16 protein-coding genes and 1 pseudogene are annotated in these 17,434 nt (G+C 66.8%); 9 read left to right on the forward strand and 8 right to left on the reverse strand.

Features of this window, described 5'->3' with window-relative positions:
• Window positions 1-635 (forward strand): annotated as a pseudogene (locus ACWETB_RS22510) (hypothetical protein); the annotation flags it as partial.
• Window positions 632-817 carry a hypothetical protein gene (locus ACWETB_RS22515; protein WP_452213763.1) on the forward strand — a complete coding sequence of 62 codons (186 nt, stop codon included), beginning with the start codon at window positions 632-634 and terminating at the stop codon, window positions 815-817. The pseudogene ACWETB_RS22510 and the gene ACWETB_RS22515, both read left to right, overlap by 4 nt.
• Before the next feature lie 86 nt (window positions 818-903).
• On the opposite strand, the gene ACWETB_RS22520 is transcribed toward ACWETB_RS22515, so the two are convergent.
• The 3 genes from ACWETB_RS22520 to ACWETB_RS22530 form a co-directional block, all read right to left on the reverse strand.
• Window positions 904-2,571, reverse strand: coding sequence for a class I adenylate-forming enzyme family protein (locus ACWETB_RS22520; protein ID WP_449742237.1), 1,668 nt, complete (start codon window positions 2,569-2,571; stop codon window positions 904-906).
• Window positions 2,568-3,533, reverse strand: a complete 966-nt coding sequence (locus ACWETB_RS22525) for a cyclase family protein (RefSeq protein ID WP_452213766.1) — start codon at window positions 3,531-3,533, stop codon at window positions 2,568-2,570. Before ACWETB_RS22525 ends, ACWETB_RS22520 begins: the two co-directional genes overlap by 4 nt.
• A gap of 150 nt (window positions 3,534-3,683) precedes the next feature.
• On the reverse strand, window positions 3,684-4,529 hold the full coding sequence (locus ACWETB_RS22530) for a TetR family transcriptional regulator (RefSeq protein ID WP_452213768.1): 846 nt from the start codon (window positions 4,527-4,529) through the stop codon (window positions 3,684-3,686).
• 86 nt (window positions 4,530-4,615) lie between these two features.
• On the opposite strand from ACWETB_RS22530, the gene ACWETB_RS22535 reads away from it, so the two are divergent.
• Entirely contained in the window at window positions 4,616-6,310 is a 1,695-nt protein-coding gene (locus ACWETB_RS22535) for a class I adenylate-forming enzyme family protein (protein ID WP_449742234.1), read from the forward strand.
• A 17-nt stretch (window positions 6,311-6,327) separates the two neighbouring features.
• On the opposite strand, the gene ACWETB_RS22540 is transcribed toward ACWETB_RS22535, so the two are convergent.
• Window positions 6,328-8,025 carry a protein kinase domain-containing protein gene (locus ACWETB_RS22540; RefSeq protein ID WP_452213770.1) on the reverse strand — a complete coding sequence of 566 codons (1,698 nt, stop codon included), beginning with the start codon at window positions 8,023-8,025 and terminating at the stop codon, window positions 6,328-6,330.
• A gap of 300 nt (window positions 8,026-8,325) precedes the next feature.
• A complete protein-coding gene (locus ACWETB_RS22545; RefSeq protein WP_452213772.1) occupies window positions 8,326-8,910 on the reverse strand; it encodes an Hsp20/alpha crystallin family protein in 585 nt (194 codons plus the stop codon).
• A gap of 145 nt (window positions 8,911-9,055) precedes the next feature.
• On the opposite strand from ACWETB_RS22545, the gene ACWETB_RS22550 reads away from it, so the two are divergent.
• Together ACWETB_RS22550 and groL are read left to right on the forward strand one after the other, a co-directional pair.
• Window positions 9,056-10,282, forward strand: a complete 1,227-nt coding sequence (locus ACWETB_RS22550) for an alkaline phosphatase family protein (RefSeq protein ID WP_449742231.1) — start codon at window positions 9,056-9,058, stop codon at window positions 10,280-10,282.
• Window positions 10,283-10,484: 202 nt separating this feature from the next.
• Window positions 10,485-12,110 carry a chaperonin GroEL gene (groL, locus tag ACWETB_RS22555; protein ID WP_348805187.1) on the forward strand — a complete coding sequence of 542 codons (1,626 nt, stop codon included), beginning with the start codon at window positions 10,485-10,487 and terminating at the stop codon, window positions 12,108-12,110.
• Window positions 12,111-12,493: 383 nt separating this feature from the next.
• Here the strand turns inward: groL and ACWETB_RS22560 are convergent, their stop codons facing one another.
• Window positions 12,494-12,616: a hypothetical protein gene (locus ACWETB_RS22560; protein ID WP_452213774.1), complete on the reverse strand. Its 123-nt coding sequence runs from the start codon at window positions 12,614-12,616 to the stop codon at window positions 12,494-12,496.
• 99 nt (window positions 12,617-12,715) lie between these two features.
• Here ACWETB_RS22560 and ACWETB_RS22565 point away from each other — a divergent pair, with 99 nt between their 5' ends.
• Genes ACWETB_RS22565 through ACWETB_RS22575 form a run of 3 tightly spaced genes read left to right on the forward strand, consistent with a single transcriptional unit; the run spans window position 12,716 to window position 14,349 of the window.
• Window positions 12,716-13,510, forward strand: a complete 795-nt coding sequence (locus ACWETB_RS22565; protein WP_449742229.1) for a tyrosine-protein phosphatase — start codon at window positions 12,716-12,718, stop codon at window positions 13,508-13,510.
• A gap of 43 nt (window positions 13,511-13,553) precedes the next feature.
• A complete protein-coding gene (locus tag ACWETB_RS22570) occupies window positions 13,554-14,210 on the forward strand; it encodes a DsbA family oxidoreductase (protein WP_449742228.1) in 657 nt (218 codons plus the stop codon).
• The gene (locus ACWETB_RS22575; RefSeq protein WP_449742227.1) at window positions 14,203-14,349 is read left to right on the forward strand and encodes a hypothetical protein; all 147 of its coding nucleotides are present in this window, start codon (window positions 14,203-14,205) and stop codon (window positions 14,347-14,349) included. Before ACWETB_RS22570 ends, ACWETB_RS22575 begins: the two co-directional genes overlap by 8 nt.
• A gap of 45 nt (window positions 14,350-14,394) precedes the next feature.
• On the opposite strand, the gene ACWETB_RS22580 is transcribed toward ACWETB_RS22575, so the two are convergent.
• On the reverse strand, window positions 14,395-15,240 hold the full coding sequence (locus ACWETB_RS22580) for an SDR family oxidoreductase (RefSeq protein WP_449742226.1): 846 nt from the start codon (window positions 15,238-15,240) through the stop codon (window positions 14,395-14,397).
• Between the two features lie 173 nt (window positions 15,241-15,413).
• Window positions 15,414-16,292, reverse strand: coding sequence for a TetR family transcriptional regulator (locus tag ACWETB_RS22585; RefSeq protein WP_452213778.1), 879 nt, complete (start codon window positions 16,290-16,292; stop codon window positions 15,414-15,416).
• 178 nt (window positions 16,293-16,470) lie between these two features.
• Between ACWETB_RS22585 and ACWETB_RS22590 the strand changes: the two genes are divergently transcribed.
• A complete protein-coding gene (locus tag ACWETB_RS22590) occupies window positions 16,471-17,274 on the forward strand; it encodes a tyrosine-protein phosphatase (protein ID WP_452213780.1) in 804 nt (267 codons plus the stop codon).
• The last annotated feature ends 160 nt before the right edge of the window (window positions 17,275-17,434 follow it).

Consider the following 17,434-nt stretch of genomic DNA (forward strand, 5'->3'; position numbering starts at 1 on the left):
CGGTCCCGTTGCCGGATGAGCCCTGTGGTCTGACCGACCGCGACATCGACCCCGACGACGACGCGGCTGATCTGTTCGACGATGTCGAAACCGAGCGTGGTGAGCCTGATGAGATCACCGAACCCGAGACGACCGACAATCCCCAGACGGTCACCTACGGCGACGCTGACTGTGTGGCAGCGGATACCGTCGAGGCGCAACCCGACACCGACACAGACACCGAACCCGATACCGACAGTGATTCGCAGTTGTCGCTGTCGTTGATCACCGATCCGTCCGGGCAGCGGGAAGCCCGGCTGGAATACTTCGGCGTGATTGACGAAGCTCACGCCAGAGCGTTGATCAGTTCGGGACAGTTGGTGACCGTCACCGAGTGTCCCACCCTGGACATATCCACCATCAGCACCACCACCTCGCTGGAACGGATACCGGCGGCGTGGCGTCGTCTCGACGACCCGTTCCCCGCAACCCCGGTCGACCCGTCCGGACACGGCGGCTATCTCCTCCCACCACCGGGTGCGTTGACATATCGGATACCAGCCTGGTTACGGGAGAAGATCATCGAATTGGACGGCACCTGCCGATACCCGCAGTGCGGCCGGCCGGCCAGTGACTGCCAGATCGATACCTGGTGAAATTCGTGCACCGCGATCCGATCACCGGTGGCTGGACGGTGGAATTCAACCTGATGCCGCTGTGTACCCCGGACCACCAACGAAAACACATGGGGCTGTTGATCCCCACCATGCTCGCCGATCGGGCGGTCATCTGGCGCGACCCCGTCACCGGGGAAACCATCACCACCTATCCGCGGTAGGCTCGCAAGCTCTGCCGGCACTCGACCGGCTGGGTGGGGCAACTCGGCCGGCGGAAGTCACCGCCGGCCGAGCTGCATGACGGTCCTCAGCCGTTGTCCCGCAACTCCCTTCGCAGGATCTTGCCGGTGACGGTCTTCGGTAGTTCGCCGACGATCTCCACCGTGCGCGGATACTTGTAGGCCGCCATCTGTTCCTTGCAGAAGGCGATCAGGTCGTCGGGGTCGACGGACTCACCTTCGCGCAGGGAGACATAGGCTTTCACCGTTTCACCGCGGTAGTCGTCCGGTACCCCGACGACCGCCGCCTCCCGGACGGCCGGATGGGTGTAGAGGACGTCCTCGACCTCCCGTGGCCAAACCTTGTATCCGGACGCGTTGATCATGTCCTTCTTGCGGTCGACGAGATAGAACCAGCCGTCGGAGTCCATGAAACCGACGTCGCCGGTGTGTAGCGCACCGCCGGGGATCGAACTCGCCGTCGCCTCCGGCTTGTTCCAGTACCCCGCCACCACCTGTGGACCGGACGTGACGAACTCGCCGACCTCGCCGGGCGCGACGTCGTTGCCGGTCTCGTCGACGACGCGCACCACGGTGTTGAACACCGGCACGCCCACCGACAACGCTCCCGACGCCGGATCGACCGGAGCCCGGACACCCAGTGGCACACCATGAGACGGGGAGTTGGTCTCGGTGAGCCCGTAGATGTTGTGGATGTAGGCGCCGAAGACCTCCTCGAGGCGGTCGGCGACGGCCGGTGCGATCGGAGCGCCACCCGAGTACAGGATTCGCAGACTCTCGAAATCGTCGCGGGTGGCTCCCGGTGCCGACGCCAGGGCGTTGAACGCGGTGATCGCGGCGACCGTGAACACCGGACGGTGCTCCCGGATGGCGTCGAGCATGACCGACGGTTCGAAACGATGCGCAAGCACCAGCGGCGACCCGGCGATCATCGCGAACATCACATGCCCTACCAGCCCGGTGATGTGGAACAGCGGTGCCACGCCCAGCACACCCTCACCCGGCTTGAGGCCGGTCCAATCCCGATACGTCTGCGCATTGAACGCCAGGTTCCCATGAGTGTTCATAGCGCCCTTGGGATTACCGGTGGTACCCGAGGTGTAGGCGAGCACCGCGACGTCGTCGGGGCTCAACGTCACCGGCGGCAACTCCGCGCCGATGTCATCGTCGATGATGGTGAGCAGGTCCAGCGTTCCCTCCGGCTTCGTCCGGGTGAGTCCGGCAAAGAGACGCTCGTCGTTACGACCCTGGAAGTCCAACGGCGAGCAGGTGATCACCGTGTGCACCGACGTACTGCCGGCCGCGATCACCTCCTTGGCGACGGTCTCGTACAGGTCGTCGAGGGTGAGCAGGGCGACCGCGCCGGAGTCGGTGAGCAGATAGGTCAACTCCCGGGCCTTGTTCATCGGGTTGATCGCCACGGCGGCACCACCGGCCCGCCAGGCGGCGATCAGACCGATGACGAACGCCGGATTGTTCTGCACGTACAGGGCAAGTCGGTCGCCGGCGTTGAATCCCCTCTCGCGCAACGTGACAGCCACAGCGCGTGACGCCTTGTCGACATCGCCGAAGCTCAGTGAGCCATCGAAGTAGAGCAGGAACGGATCATCGGGATGATCGGCGACCGCGGCGTCGAAGATGTCGAGTCCGGTGCGGTACTCGACGTCGATGTCGGGTGGCGATCCCGGCGGGTACAGGGCCAGCCACGGCCGGTCGGCGTAGGTGGGGCTGCTCACTTGAGCACCACCGGGTTCACCGGGGATCCGGTCGCATTGTGGATCTTCAACGGCGCCGCGACATAGAAGAATTCGTACACACCGTCGGCGGCGCAATCGGCGGCGAGTTTCTCCATGTCGCAGATCTCGGTGAAGGCGACGCCGAGGTTGCGCATCAGGGCGTTGTGCAGCACCAGGGCGACACCGTTGTGCGGGTCGGTGGTGATCTCGTTGGCGATCGTGTCGGTGACGAGGTTGGGAATCTCCTTGCCCTGGAACCACTCCACGAGTTCCGGGGAATACACCAGGCCGGGCTCGCAGAAGTCGTCGTAGAACTTGTCGCCCTGACGGAAGAACAACTCCAGATGGTTGGTGCGGATCAGCAGGATGTCGCGCGGCTTGATCTCGATACCCTGTGCGGCGGCGCACTTCTCGAGGTCGGTGTGGTCGAAGGTCTCGCGGGGGCCGAGGCAGTCGACACCACGGAAGCGGGCCATGTCCAGCAGCACGGCGCGACCGGCGACGCCGCGTTCGGCGATGGGTTCGACGCTGGCCTTGTCGAGTCCGCCGACGGTGGTGCGGGCGTCGTAGCCGTTCCAGATCTTGCCGCCGTACCAGACATGTCCGAGGGCGTCGTACTGGGTGGAGCCCTGCAGGAAGGCGTTGATCTTGTCGTCGGCGTAATGCAGCCCGCCGGGGAAGGCCGGCCCGTCACCACCCTCGTCCCAGTGCGACTCGTCGAGGATCATCTCCCGGGTGGCCGGGCTGCGTCCGGGCCACACCGGGTCACCGTTGGGGTCGCCGATCAGGCGTTGCAGCGTGAACAGGGCGCCCTTGCGGATCAGTGCGGCTCCGGCGAGCACCTGCTCGGCGGTCAGGTAGTTGAGACTGCCCACTTCGTCGTCTTGACCCCACTTCCCCCAGTTGCTGGGTGCGCCGTCGAGGAGCTCGGTGAGGTCGGGAGCTTGTGGTGCGGATGTCATGGGTGGTCGCCTCCATCGATTCGTCTGAGTCTGAACAGTCCGAGCGATCGTTCGGACCGGGTTCAGTGAGATGAGGATCACAGACGGACCCGGCGTGCGTCAACCCCCGCCGCCGCAGGCTTGTCGGCGGCGGTCGGAGCTCGCTGATGTTCAGTCGGGCTGAACCCGATGGCCCATCATGGTCAGCGCCAGCCGGGCGTACTCGGCGGCCACCTCGTCGGGGGACTGCGGCCCGCGAGGCGAGAACCAGTAGGGCAGTGCCATGCACATGGTGGCGATGGCGCGGCCGGTGTTGTGGGGTGTGTCGGTGGTGAACGCGCCGGTCGCGACGGCGCGGGCGGCCGCGTGGTCGAGGCGTTGCTGGATGCGACGGCGATTGTCGGCGATCCGGGACCGGTCGGGCTCCTCGAGGCTGCGCATCTCGGTGGCCACGATGAAGGCCAGGTCGCGGCGGTGGGTGTGACACAGTGCGAGTGCCTCCACCATCTTCGCGAAACCCTCCACCGGAGAATCGGTTTCATCGGATGCGGCGGCCATCCGCCAGGTGATGTCGGCGATCGTGAGATCGCAGAGCGCGACGAGCATCTGCTGCTTACTACGGTGATGGTGATAGATCCCGGCGACGCTGATGCCCGCGGCGTTGGCCACCAGCCGCATCGTCGCGCCGTGATAGCCGGTCTCGGTGAACACCTCCACCGCGGCCGAGAGCACCGGGTCCAGATCGAGGTCGGCGAAGTGGCGCCAGTCGCCGGAGGCGGGATGTGCGGCGTCGGCCACCGGTGCGCCGGCGTCGAAATCGAGGAGCGTGGAACTCGGCACGTCGAGTGCAGCGGCGATCGCGTTCAGGCGGTCGATCGTGACGGCGACCTTGTCGTTCTCGATCGCACTCATGGTGCCGACGCTGACGCCGAGCGCGCTCGCCAGCGCACGCAGGGTGATCCCCGCGTGTTCACGGGTGCGCCGAACCGCCGATCCGACCGCACTTCGTTCAGCCATGCTGAACACGGTAGGCCATTGGTGCGCTGCCTGTCCGCGCGTTCGCCGGACACGGGAGGTCACGCGTTCGTACACTCGCGGACGCGATGAACACACCCGCAGCACCGGACTCCGAACACCGCGTCGACGTCTACGACCGACGTCCGTGGTTGGCCCACTATGCGCCGGGACGTGGGGCGCACCTGCGGATCGGTGTCGCGACCGCGCTCGACATGTTCGACGCGACGGTCGCCGCCCATCCCGACGACATCGCGATCGCCTACTTCGACCGCGTGCTGACGTGGTCGGAACTCGACCACGCGGCCGGCGCCGTCGCCGCGTTGCTCATCGCCCGGGGATTCGCACCGGGCGACCGGATGGCCCTGATCCTGCAGAATGATCCGGCGTTCGTCATCGGGTTGATCGCGGCCTGGCGCGCCGGGGGAGTGGCCGCGACCCTCAGCCCGATGTCGACCGCCGACGAACTCGCCGCACGGCTCGGTGAGTACACGCCGACGGCGCTGCTGGTCCTCGACGACATCTACGAGGACCGACTTCGGAACCTGTTGGGCGACGGGCACTCCGGGATACGGGTGGTGCTCACCGCGTCGCCGATCAGCGGCGTGGGTGATCCGGATGCGAGGTTGTTTCCCGATGCCGACTTCGGACGAAACGCGCCCGCCGACACCATCGATCTCGACGCGCTGATCGCCGGGTGGCCGACGGACCGGGCGGTGCCGGCACGACCGGTCGGTCCGCTCGACACCGCGGTGCTGATGGCGACGTCGGGAACCACCGGACCACCCAAGGGGGCGCGCCTGACCCATGCGAACCTCGTGTTCAGTGCCCACGTGTACCGGGACTGGACCGGTGCGACGCGCGAACCGGTCCTCGGTGCGTCGCCGGTCTTCCACGTGACGGGGCTGATCGGTGGCGTCATGCTCGCCACCCTGCTCGGCGCAACCCTGGTGCTGACCCACCGCTTCCATCCCGAGGTGATGGCCGACGCCATCCGGCGTCACCGCCCCGGTTTCATGGTCGCGGTGATCACCGCCTACATCGCACTCGCCGACGAATCAACGATCACCGCAACCGAACTGGAGCCGCTTCGACTGCGGCTGTCGGGCGGCGCCCCGATCGATCCGGAGACCGCCCAGCGGATCGCCGATCGGCTCGGCGGTTACATCCACAACGTCTACGGACTCACCGAGACCACCTCACCCACCCACATGGTGCCCCTCGGGAGGGATGCCCCGGTCGACCCGGAAACCGGTGTGCTGTCGGTCGGGGTGCCGGTGTTCGACACGTCGGTACGAGTCGTCGACGAGTCCGGTGCCGATCTGCCCGCCGGTGAGATCGGTGAACTCGTGGTGTCCGGCCCGCAGGTGGTCGACGGCTACTGGCAGAACCCCCGGGCCAGTGCGGACACCTTCGTTGGCGGCGAATTACGCACCGGCGACCTGGGATTCATGGACGACGACGGCTGGTTCTACATCATCGACCGCAAGAGCGAACTCATCAACGCGTCCGGGTACAAGGTGTGGCCTACGGAGGTCGAACGCGTCGTGCGCACCCATCCGGCGGTCGTCGACGCCGCCGTGGTCGGCATCCCCGACGAGTACCGGGGCGAGTCGGTCAAGGCGTTCGTCGTTCTCGCCGAACCGGATTCGGTGTCCGAGGCCGGGCTGATCGACTACTGCCGCGACCGTCTCGCCGCCTTCAAGTACCCGCGGGAGATCGAGATCGTCGGTGAACTCCCCCGCTCGGCGACGGGAAAACTGCTGCGCCGCAAGCTGAGGTGACCCGAACGGCGCTCACCTCACGCCCGGGTGCCCGAATCCACCTTCTGATCGTCGCGGACCACGGCCTGCCCGGCGACCCGCGCGTTGCCGGATATCGCTGCGTCGTCACCGATCTGGGCCGCCCCGGCGACCTCGGCGTGGCCGTGGATACGGGCCCGCCCGTCGACGACGGCCGATCCGGAGACGATCGCGGCGTCGCCCACCCGCGCGTGGCCGCGAACGGTTGCCCGATCGCTGATGCGGCACCGGTCACTCACGATCGCGAACTCGTCGACGCGGGCGTGGCCGCCGATCTTGGCTCGACCACAGATTCGCGAGTTTCCGTCGATGATCGACGCGTCCCCGATCACGGCCTCCTCGTACACCCAGGCCGATCCGGAAACCGATGCGGTGCCGTTGATTTCGGCGTCACCGGAGATGCGTGCCGTACCCGATACCGTGGCATCGCCGAACACCGAGGCATTGCCGTCGACGCGTGTGGTGCCGGAGATGTCGGTGCGGTCGCCCACCAAGGCGTTGTCACGCACGCTCGCGTTCTCGCGGACCCGGGCGTCGCCGACCACCCAGGCGTCCTCGCCCACCCATGCCTGATCTGAGAGGTTCGTCTCCGAGGCGACCCACCCACCCAGATCGCCGGAATTCACCCGGTGTTGCGGTAGGTCGCGGGTCGCCCGGATCTGTCGCAGTGTGACGGTATGGGTGACCCCGACCAGCGTGTAGGTGAATTGCTGTTCGTCTCCGACGAATGCGTAGTGCAGGTCGGGTGCCGGTGCCAGGGTTGCCGGTGCGACGACCGTCTCAGAATACGCATCGCCGACACCGGAGTCCGGTGTGTCCTGCTGCGCCCCAGTATGTTCCGCGGGTTCGGACCGCACCGACTCGGGTGTCGACAGGGCGGCGCCGAGCGCCTGCACGAACTCGACGCAGGAGGCGAAACGCTCCTGCGGATGTTTGGCCATGCCACGCGCGATCACCGGGTCGGCGGCGGGTGAAAGTCCCTGTCGCATGGCCGACACCGATGGCGGGGGATCGACGAGGTGCTGCTTCATGACGGTCGCGACGGTCGGTCCCTGGAACGGTTTGCACCCGGTGAGCATCTGGACGGCCATGCAGGCAAGGCTGTATTGATCCGACCGGCCGTCGAGATCGTGGCCGGACATCTGTTCCGGCGAGCAGTAGTCGAAGGTGCCGATGAACGTTCCCGCCGCGGTGAGTCCGTCGTCGGTGCCGATCTGCCGGGCGATACCGAAGTCGGTGAGCATTGTCTGATCGATCTCGGTGTCGATGAGGATGTTGGCGGGTTTCACGTCGCGGTGGACCACCCCGCGCCGGTGCCCGAAGTCGAGTGCGCGGGCGGTGTCGTTGAGGATGGCCAGCGCGGTCGGGATGGGCATTCCCTGCGGTGCGCCGGCCACCAACGCCGCCACGGAGGTGCCGCGCACCAGTCGCATGCTGATCCACAAATTGCCGTGATCCTCGCCGCAGTCATACACCGAGACGATGTGCGGGTGTTCGAGACCGGCCGAGAGGTGGGCCTCGCGCTGGAAACGCCGACGGAAGGCCGGGTCGGCGGACACCGACGCGTTGAGCACCTTCAACGCGACCATCCGTGGCAGACGCGGATGGTGTGCGGCGTAGACCGTCCCCATCCCGCCCTGGCCGACGATCTCGGCCAGTCGGTGTCCGGCGATCTGCGCATCCGGCGACCCGCGCATGATTCACCCTTCCCACACCCCGACAGCGTGCCGACGGCACGCACATGTCGTGGCGAAAGTAGCACCATGAGGTCACGATCGCGTATGTAGCGCGGGGAACAGGTCATTCGCGCGACTGTGCGGCCTCCGCACTGGCGATGGGACGCATCCGCGCGCAAATCGGCGTCCGTGTGTGGCGACCCCCACCCGCCCGACCGCGGGATCGCGGAGACCGAACACGCCTCAGACACCACGATGCCGCCCCACGACATGCGTGGGGCGGCATCGTGCGCATTCTCCGACCCGAACGGAACCGGGGGATCAGCCCTCGGTGACCTCACTCTCGGTGGCCCCGGACAGCGGGGTCTCGGGAGTGCCGGCCGATGCGGTCTCCACCTGAGTGGTTTCGGCCGCAGTGGTGTCCGCCTGCGCGGCGGGCGACTCGTCGGAGATGGTGATCTGACGGGCGCCGGTGGGTACCGCCTTGGCGAGTTCGAGGGTCAATACGCCGTCGGTGAGGGTTGCCGTCACGGCGTCGGCGTTGACCTCCTGGGGGAGGCGGAGCCGGTAGTCGAACTTCCCGGTGCGACGCGTCTGGTGGCGGACCTTGCCGGTCCGCTCGGTCTCGGTTGTCTCACCGTGGATGTGCAGGATCTTCTCGTCGAGTTCGACGGTGACATCCTCACGCTTGATGCCGGGCAGTTCTGCCTCGACGCGGTAGGCGCCGTCGGTTTCCTCGACGGTGACCGCCGGTGTCCAGGCGTCGGCGAAGCGGGGGGAGTCGAGACCGGCAAAGGCGGCGTCGACGACGTCGAGCAGACCGCGCGGGTCGTCGAAGGGGCGGAACGGTGTGAACAGCGGCGCGGCGGCACGACGACGGGCGGGAACGAGGCGGGTGGTTGCCATGGCGAGTCCTATCATTTCGTTTGCGTGTGAATACTTATGTCAAGTTGAGCGCATGACAATCAACTTTTATTCCGTTGGCATTCGCCGGGCTCGGAGTGGACCGGAAGGCCGACGCGTCGCCGTCGGTGCGGCACAATGCGGAGCTATGGATCGCGCCCCTTCGGCACAGCCCGCAACGGCAGACGTCGTGATGGAGGAGCTCCCGCCGGCCGACTGGGGAGCCCATCCCCGCACGCTCGCCGACGTGCTGCCGTGGATCGGCACGACGCTGCTCGACCCCGGCGCCGCGACGGAAGGGATGCCCGACCTCGCCGCGTCGACGGTGGTGTTGCTGATGGTCGACGGCCTCGGTGACCGACTGCTGCAGCGGCACGCCGACGACGCGCCGACCCTCGCCCGCCTGCGCGCGGCCGGACTGCGCGCCGGGTTCCCGTCGACCACCGCCACCTCGATCACCAGCCTCACCACCGGCGCGCCCTGCGGGGTGCACGGCATCATCGGATACGCCTTTCGGCCTGACGACGATTCCCGCACCCGCGGAACCCCGCGGCTGCTCAACGCCCTGCGCTGGACGATGGATAGTTCCGACGGCCCGTCGGCGCTGGTGACGTACCCGCCGAACCTGGTGGCGCCGTTGGCCGGAGCGCTGGCCGGCCTCGCCGATGCGGGCGTGGAGATCTCCTACGTGATGCCCGGTGAGTTCCGCGGCACCGGCCTGACCCAGGTGGCGTTCCGCGCGACCGGACGCTACTGGCCGGCCAACTCGTCGGACTCCGTTCTGGACGGGGTCGTCAACACCCTCGTCCGCCGCAGCAAACGACCCCGGTTCGTCTACGCCTACCTGTCCGACCTCGACGCCGCGGGGCATCGGTATGGCCCGGGATCGCCCGAGTGGCTCGGGGCGCTGCGCACGGTGGATCGCCTCGTCGCCGACATCGCCTCGAGCCTTCCCGCCGACGCCTCCCTGGCGGTGACCGGCGATCACGGCATGCTGGCGGCAGGGCGTCGCATCGACCTCGATGTCGAGGACGCACTGACCGCGGGGGTCGCGATGATCGCCGGCGAGCCGCGCGTGCGGCATCTGTACACCGAGGACGGTGCGCGCGACGACGTGCTCGCGGCGTGGGCGCAGGTGGTCGGCGACGACGATGCGCGTACGGCGACACGCGAGCAGGTGCTCGACGAGGGCTGGTTCGGCCACGCCGTGCCCCCGCGGATCGCGTCCCGGATCGGCGACATCGTCGCCGTCGGACAAGGGACGACGGTGCTGGTCCGCAGCGAGGCCGAACCGTCCGAGGCGAAGATGATCGGCCACCACGGCGCCTGGACTGCCGACGAGCAATTGGTGCCGCTCCTGGTGGCCTCTGGCTGAACACGGCGCCGGTGTATCCGGACGGCAGTCACACCTTGCACTCACCAGGGCCGAGTGCTAAAACGGACGTTGGCACTCACGTACTGCGAGTGCCAGGTCGGGACGGTGAGATCGGCACCTGACACGCCGGTCGTCCGTCGCGGGCACCGAGTTCCGGCCATACGAAACCTAGTGTCACCCCCTATCGGAGGATCACTTACCCATGGCCAAGCAAATCGCGTTCGACGAAGAGGCCCGTCGCGGCCTCGAGCGGGGTCTCAACAGCCTCGCCGACGCAGTCAAGGTGACGTTGGGACCCAAGGGCCGCAACGTCGTTCTGGAGAAGAAGTGGGGCGCCCCCACCATCACCAACGACGGTGTCTCCATCGCCAAGGAAATCGAGCTCGAGGACCCGTACGAGAAGATCGGCGCGGAGCTCGTCAAGGAAGTTGCCAAGAAGACCGACGACGTCGCGGGTGACGGCACCACCACCGCCACCGTGCTCGCCCAGGCTCTCGTGCGTGAGGGTCTGCGCAACGTCGCTGCCGGCGCCAACCCGCTGGGTCTCAAGCGCGGCATCGAGAAGGCCGTCGAGGCCGTCACCGAGTCGCTGCTGAAGAGCGCCAAGGAGGTCGAGACCAAGGAGCAGATCGCTGCCACCGCGGGCATCTCGGCCGGCGACCCCTCGATCGGCGAGCTCATCGCCGAGGCGATGGACAAGGTCGGCAAGGAAGGCGTCATCACCGTCGAGGAGTCCAACACCTTCGGGCTGCAGCTGGAGCTCACCGAGGGCATGCGCTTCGACAAGGGCTACATCTCGGGCTACTTCGTGACCGACGCCGACCGCCAGGAAGCCGTCCTCGAAGATCCCTACATCCTGCTCGTGTCGGGCAAGGTCTCGACCGTCAAGGACCTGCTGCCGCTGCTGGAGAAGGTCATCCAGGCCGGCAAGCCGCTGCTGATCATCGCCGAGGACGTCGAGGGTGAAGCCCTCTCGACCCTGGTCGTCAACAAGATCCGTGGCACCTTCAAGTCCGTCGCCGTCAAGGCCCCGGGCTTCGGTGACCGTCGCAAGGCCATGCTGGCCGACATCGCCATCCTCACCGGTGGCGAGGTCATCAGCGAAGAGGTCGGCCTGTCCCTCGAGGGCGCCGGCGTCGAGCTGCTCGGCACCGCCCGCAAGGTCGTCGTGACCAAGGACGAGACCACCATCGTCGACGGTGCCGGTGATGCCGACGCGATCGCCGGTCGCGTGGCGCAGATCCGCAGCGAGATCGAGAACAGCGACTCCGACTACGACCGTGAGAAGCTGCAGGAGCGTCTGGCCAAGCTGGCCGGCGGTGTTGCGGTCATCAAGGCCGGCGCGGCCACCGAGGTCGAGCTCAAGGAGCGCAAGCACCGCATCGAGGACGCCGTCCGCAACGCGAAGGCTGCCGTCGAAGAGGGCATCGTCGCCGGCGGTGGCGTGGCCCTGCTGCAGTCCGAGCCGGTCATCGACGGACTCTCGCTGGAAGGCGACGAGGCCACCGGTGCCAACATCGTCAAGGTTGCGCTGTCGGCTCCGGCCAAGCAGATCGCCTTCAACGCGGGCCTCGAGCCCGGCGTTGTCGCCGACAAGATCCTCAACTCGCCGAAGGGCACCGGCCTCAACGCCGGCACCGGCAACTACGAGGACCTGCTGGCCGCCGGCATCAACGACCCGGTGAAGGTCACCCGCTCGGCGCTGCAGAACGCAGCCTCGATCGCGGCCCTGTTCCTCACCACCGAGGCCGTCGTCGCCGACAAGCCGGAGAAGAACCCGGCCCCGGCAATGCCGGGTGGCGACGAGATGGGCGGAATGGGATTCTGATCCCGTCTCCCGCTGGTTGAGGTTTTCGAAACCTCAACTCTCATAGCGTTTCTCAACCGAAGGCCGGTCACCCGACAGGGTGGCCGGCCTTCGGCGTTTGCGTCGAGTGTGCGCCCTTTCCCGTCGAGTGTGCGCACTTTCCCGTCGAGTGTGCGCTCTTTCGCGTCGAGTGTGCGCACTTTCCCGTCGAGTGGGCGTTCTTACGCGTCGAGTGGGCGCCAAGGTCGAGCATTCATCTCCATGCGTGCAGGCCTATCGGTGCGAACGGTTTTCAGACGGACCTCGGCAGTCGGTTGACCGCGGTCACCGCGTCGCTCAGCGCGGGAAGCGTCGACGATGTCCCGCGCCTGCTCGTCGGGCAGTTGCTTGCTTTCCTTGCTCGCTTACGCGAGGGGCCAGAAGATCGCTTCTTCGATGTCACCGGCACGGGCGAGCGACTCGGGCAAGAGGTCGTCGTCGACGGCGCCGGCCGACGCGATGCCGCGGGAAAGTGCGAGGTCGGGCATGTCCGCCACTGTCCGACTCACATCTGGCCACCGGGCTGTGACGAGCCCCATCACCAACCGAATTCACCGCATCCGCACCGACACCGCACAATCAACGGTGTGAGTGAATTGCCGCAGCTGCCCACTGTCCCCAACTTCCGTGACATCGGCGGACCGACGACCAGGGACGGACGCACGGTCGCCACCGGCCGACTGTTCCGGTCCGCAGCGTTGGACAAGGCCTCCGAGGCCGACCGTGCGGTCCTGGTGGATCTCGGACTGCAGAGCATCGTCGACCTGCGGTCGCCCGTCGAGGCCGACGCCGCGCCCGACCCGGTCATCGGTGACGCGGCCGCGGTGCTGCTCGATGTGCTCGCCGACGCTGCGCACGACGGCGCCCCGGCCGACCTCGACGCACTGGTCGACGATCCGGAGGCGGTGGCGACCGCCAATGCGCGATTGGCCGAGGGGAGCGGCGTCGAGCGCATGATCGGCGCCTACCGGCAGCTGGTGAATCTGCCCAGTGCCAAACGCGCGTACCGCGCCTTCTTCACCGGGCTGCTGGCCGGGCCCACCACGCTGTTCCACTGCGCCCACGGCAAGGACCGCACCGGATGGGCGGCGGCGGCGTTTCTCAGCCTGATGGGCGTCGATCGCGACGACGTCTACCAGGACTACCTTGCGACCAATGACCTCTTCCTGCCGACGATGGCGGGCATCTTCGAGAGATTCGAATCCGCGGGCGGCGACGCCGACCTGCTCCGCCCGTTGCTCGGGGTGTCACCGACATACCTCACCGTCGCCTTCGACGAGGTGGCCATCCAGTACGGCACCGTCGATGACTACTTCGCCGAAGCACTCGGCATCGACGCCGACACCCAGGACCAACTCCGCGACGTCTTCCTGGTTGAGTGAGTGTCGCGGAATTGTTCACCGGGACCACGCGTTGGAAAGCGTCGTGACTGACTCCATCTCCGTCGACATCTGGTCCGACATCGCCTGCCCGTGGTGCTACATCGGGAAGCGGAAATTCGAAGCGGGACTGGCCGATTCCGGTCTCGCGGACCGAGTTGTGGTGACCTATCACAGCTTTGAACTGGCCCCGGACACGCCCGTCGACTTCGACGGCACCGAGATCGAGTTCCTGGCCGAGTACAAGGGTATGCCCCGCGCTCAGGTCGAGCAGATGCTCGCGCAGGTGACCACGATCGCCGCCGAGTCGGGACTTGACTACGACTTCGATGCCCTCCAGCACACCAAGACGCTCAGGGCGCACGAACTGCTGCATCTCGCGAAGGCGCAGGGCCGCCAACTCGACATGGTCGAGCGCCTGTTTCGTGCCTATTTCACCGAGGGACGCCACGTCGGACGCATCGACGACCTCGCGGAACTCGCCGACGACATCGGCCTCGACCGGGACCAGGTGAGCGCGTCGCTTGAATCCGGTGAGTATGCCGACGCGGTCGGCGCCGACATCGAACAGGCCCGCGCCTACGGCATCAGCGGCGTCCCGTTCTTCGTCATCAACGGGCGGTACGGCGTCTCCGGTGCCCAGTCACCGGAGACATTCGCCGACGTGCTCCGCAAGGTGGCGCAGGAGAACGTCGATGCCTGACGAGACACCGGACCGGACCGAGACGACCAACGACGAAACACTGACGCCGACAACGAAATTCGAGATGCTCGGGCAATCGGGAGCCGTGTGCGTCGACGGGGTGTGTGCGATTCCCGACGTCGATGACGCCGCCTCGTGACGTAGCCGGGACCCATGCCGGCCCCCGAGATCTGCGGATCGCCGGTCAGCGTCGCGTCATCCAGAAGTCCAACTCGAGCTCGTCGTCGCTGTCGACGGTGCGATAGCGGGAGAAGTCGGTGACGCCCTCGGCGGCAAGGACATCGTCGTCGATGTAGCACTGGCCGGTCGCCGTGTCCGGCGACTTCGACAGGATCGCGTACGCGGCGTCGGACATGATCTCGGTGCTCCGGCTGCGCTCGATCAGCTTCTCGCTGAGGATGTTTCGCACCGCAGCGGTGCTGATGGTGGTGCGCGGCCACAAGGTGTTCGACGCGACACCGTCGGCGGCCAACTCGCGCGCCAGACCCAGCGCGACCAGGGTCATCGAGAACTTGGACACCGTGTAGGCCGTGCCGATCGAATCGAACCACTGCGGGTCGAGCGTGATCGGTGGTGACAGCGTCAGCACGTGCGCGTGATCGGACTTGCGCAGATAGGGAATGGCGCTCTTGGTCAACACAAATGATCCGCGCGCATTGATGTCCTGCATGAGGTCATAGCGTTTCATGTCGATCTGCTCGGTCGCGGTCAGATCGAGCGCGCTCGCATTGTTGACGACGATGTCCACGCCGCCGAAGCGGTCGACGGTCTGCGCCACGGCGTCGGCCACCTGCCGATCGTCGCGAACGTCGCCGACGATGGGCAGGGCCGCTCCGCCGGCCTCCTCGATGGCCTGCGCGGCCGTGTAGATGGTGCCGGGCAGTTTCGGATGGGGCTCCGCGGTCTTGGCCAGCAACGTGACGTTCGCACCCGCTCGGGCCAATCGCACGGCGATGGCCTCGCCGATACCGCGGCTTCCGCCGGAAATGATCGCGGTGCGCCCGCGCAAGGAGGTGGACGGTGTGCTCACTCTGAGGTCCTCTCGTCGGTCATGAGTGATCGGCGCAAAAGCGAACGATCGATCGGGTATCTCAGGGTGGCCAACCGGGCAGTAGTTGTCAATACCCGTTGCATATAGCGATAGCAGCTCTGGACGGTCCGAAACGACATGACAGAGCGTTTGGAATATTCGAACACTTCGTTCTACGGACGACGCACGTCCATCAGGTTCAGGGCGTAGCCCGCGTAGGTCGTTGCCAACTCCTCGGGAGTCGATGAGCCCTCCGGGTCGAACCAGTCGGCCACCGCGATGCACAAACCCACTACCGCGCGTGCGGCCTCACGCGGGCGAGCGACCAGGAATAGTCCCTGTGCGGCTCCGTGTTCCACTTCCACGTCGAACATTCGCTGCAGCGAGGTACGCCGATCGGCGATGCGCCGGCGGTCGGGTTCGACGAGGCTGCGCATCTCGGTGGACGCGAGGAAGGACAGTCGGCGCCGGTGACTGTGATACAGCACCAGACTCTCGGTCATCAGGCGCAGGGCTCGGACCGGATCGTCTCCCGCCTCGTCACGGGCGCCGCCGACGCGATCGAGGAGGTCGGTCATCGCCAGATCGAACAGGGCCACGAGCATGGCTTGTTTGCTCGCATGGTGATGGTAGAGCGACGCGATCGACAACCCGGCGTTCTCGGCGATGTCGCGGATCGAACATCCGTGATAGCCGCGCTCGACGATGCACCGCAATGCGGCGGCGAGAACCGGGTCGGTGACGTCGGTCCCTTCGTAGACGCGCCAGCGGGACGGTGGACCGGAACGATCGAGAGTGGTTGTTGTAAGCGAACTTTCGGAGACGCGCGACTGCGTGCCGAGAAGTTCGGCGGGTGCCACTCCCAGAGCGTCGGCGATGGCTGCGAGACGGTCGACGCTGATGCCGGTCCCGCCGGTCTCGGTGGCGCTGAGGGTCGCCGCACTGATGCCGAGTTGACGGGCGAACTCACGTAACGACACGCCACGAGAGACTCGAGCTGCACGGATGCGGGAGCTGATCTGGGCGGAGGTGGACTCGTCGGACCCGGGCATGGTGTTCAGAATATCCGAACACCACACTGCTGGTTGCACTGACCGATTTCGGCGGGTCGGAGCGGATGAGTGTCGGCGACGACAATTCTGTGTCGACCGCCGGCCCGGACTGAGACATTTCGCAGGCGGATCCCACTCCGGCCCGCTGGCCTGATCACCGCGCTGCGATAATCAGATCGTGACGACGACGCCCGGTGCCCCCAGTCCGATTGCGACCCTGCCCAACCTCCGCGACCTCGGCGGCTATCCCGCCGGCGCCGGCAGCGTCCGGACCGGAGTGCTGTACCGGTCGACCGATTTCTCCTCGATGGCCTCGGCCGACCTCGCCGAGTTCGAGAAGCTCGGCGTGCGCACCATCTACGACTTGCGCTCGACCGTGGAACGGACGGCATTGCCGGACCCGGATCTCCCCGACGTCACCGACGTGCACCTCGATGTGCTCGCCGACGCCGGCATGGCCATTCCGGCCAATACCGGAAAGTTCCTCTCCGACCCCAAGACGGTGGCGATGGCGACCGCGGAACTCAAGGGCGGCAAGGCCCAGGAGCTGATCTCCGGAACCTACTCCGAACTGGTGAAACTTCCGAGCGCGCTGGCCGGCTACCGGACGTTCTATCTCGGGCTGCTCGGCGGGCATTCCGAGCCGTCACTGTTCCACTGCACCACCGGCAAGGACCGCACCGGCTGGGCGGCGGCGTCGTTTCTGACCCTGATGGGTGTGTCCAAAGAGGATGTCTACCACGACTACCTGCTGACCAACGATCGTCTCATCCCCGCGCTCAAGCCCTTGTTCGACGAATTCGCTGCGGAGGGCGGCGATTCCGACATTCTGATGCCGATCCTGGGTGTCGACGCGGTCTACCTCGACAGCGCCTTCGTCACTGTGACGAAGGAGTACGGCGACATCGCCGGCTACTTCGCGCAGGGTCTTGGCATCGACGAGTCACAGCAGAATGCGCTACGGGAGCGCTACTCGGTCTGACGCCGGCCCGGGCATGTGGTGGTCGGCCCCCATCCCCACGGGTTTGTCGATCCACAGATTCCGGGGGCCGATTCTCGGCGAGATGCGTTGCTGCGGCAGGGGTCGTCGCCGTGGCCGGGTCTACCCAGCTCGTTCTGTTCGGGGTGGATCCGTACCGGCT

The sequence above is a fragment of the Gordonia sp. NPDC003950 genome (genome assembly GCF_053605205.1).

Coding starts and splice junctions, on each gene's coding strand:
- groL (WP_348805187.1), top strand. CDS start 10,485: ATGGCCAAGCAAATCGCGTTCGACGAAGAGGCCCGTCGCGGCCTCGAG.
- ACWETB_RS22535 (WP_449742234.1), top strand. CDS start 4,616: ATGAACACACCCGCAGCACCGGACTCCGAACACCGCGTCGACGTCTAC.
- ACWETB_RS22585 (WP_452213778.1), bottom strand. CDS start 16,292: ATGCCCGGGTCCGACGAGTCCACCTCCGCCCAGATCAGCTCCCGCATC.
- ACWETB_RS22540 (WP_452213770.1), bottom strand. CDS start 8,025: ATGCGCGGGTCGCCGGATGCGCAGATCGCCGGACACCGACTGGCCGAG.
- ACWETB_RS22575 (WP_449742227.1), top strand. CDS start 14,203: ATGCCTGACGAGACACCGGACCGGACCGAGACGACCAACGACGAAACA.
- ACWETB_RS22530 (WP_452213768.1), bottom strand. CDS start 4,529: ATGGCTGAACGAAGTGCGGTCGGATCGGCGGTTCGGCGCACCCGTGAA.
- ACWETB_RS22550 (WP_449742231.1), top strand. CDS start 9,056: ATGGATCGCGCCCCTTCGGCACAGCCCGCAACGGCAGACGTCGTGATG.
- ACWETB_RS22560 (WP_452213774.1), bottom strand. CDS start 12,616: ATGCCCGACCTCGCACTTTCCCGCGGCATCGCGTCGGCCGGCGCCGTC.
- ACWETB_RS22525 (WP_452213766.1), bottom strand. CDS start 3,533: ATGACATCCGCACCACAAGCTCCCGACCTCACCGAGCTCCTCGACGGC.
- ACWETB_RS22545 (WP_452213772.1), bottom strand. CDS start 8,910: ATGGCAACCACCCGCCTCGTTCCCGCCCGTCGTCGTGCCGCCGCGCCG.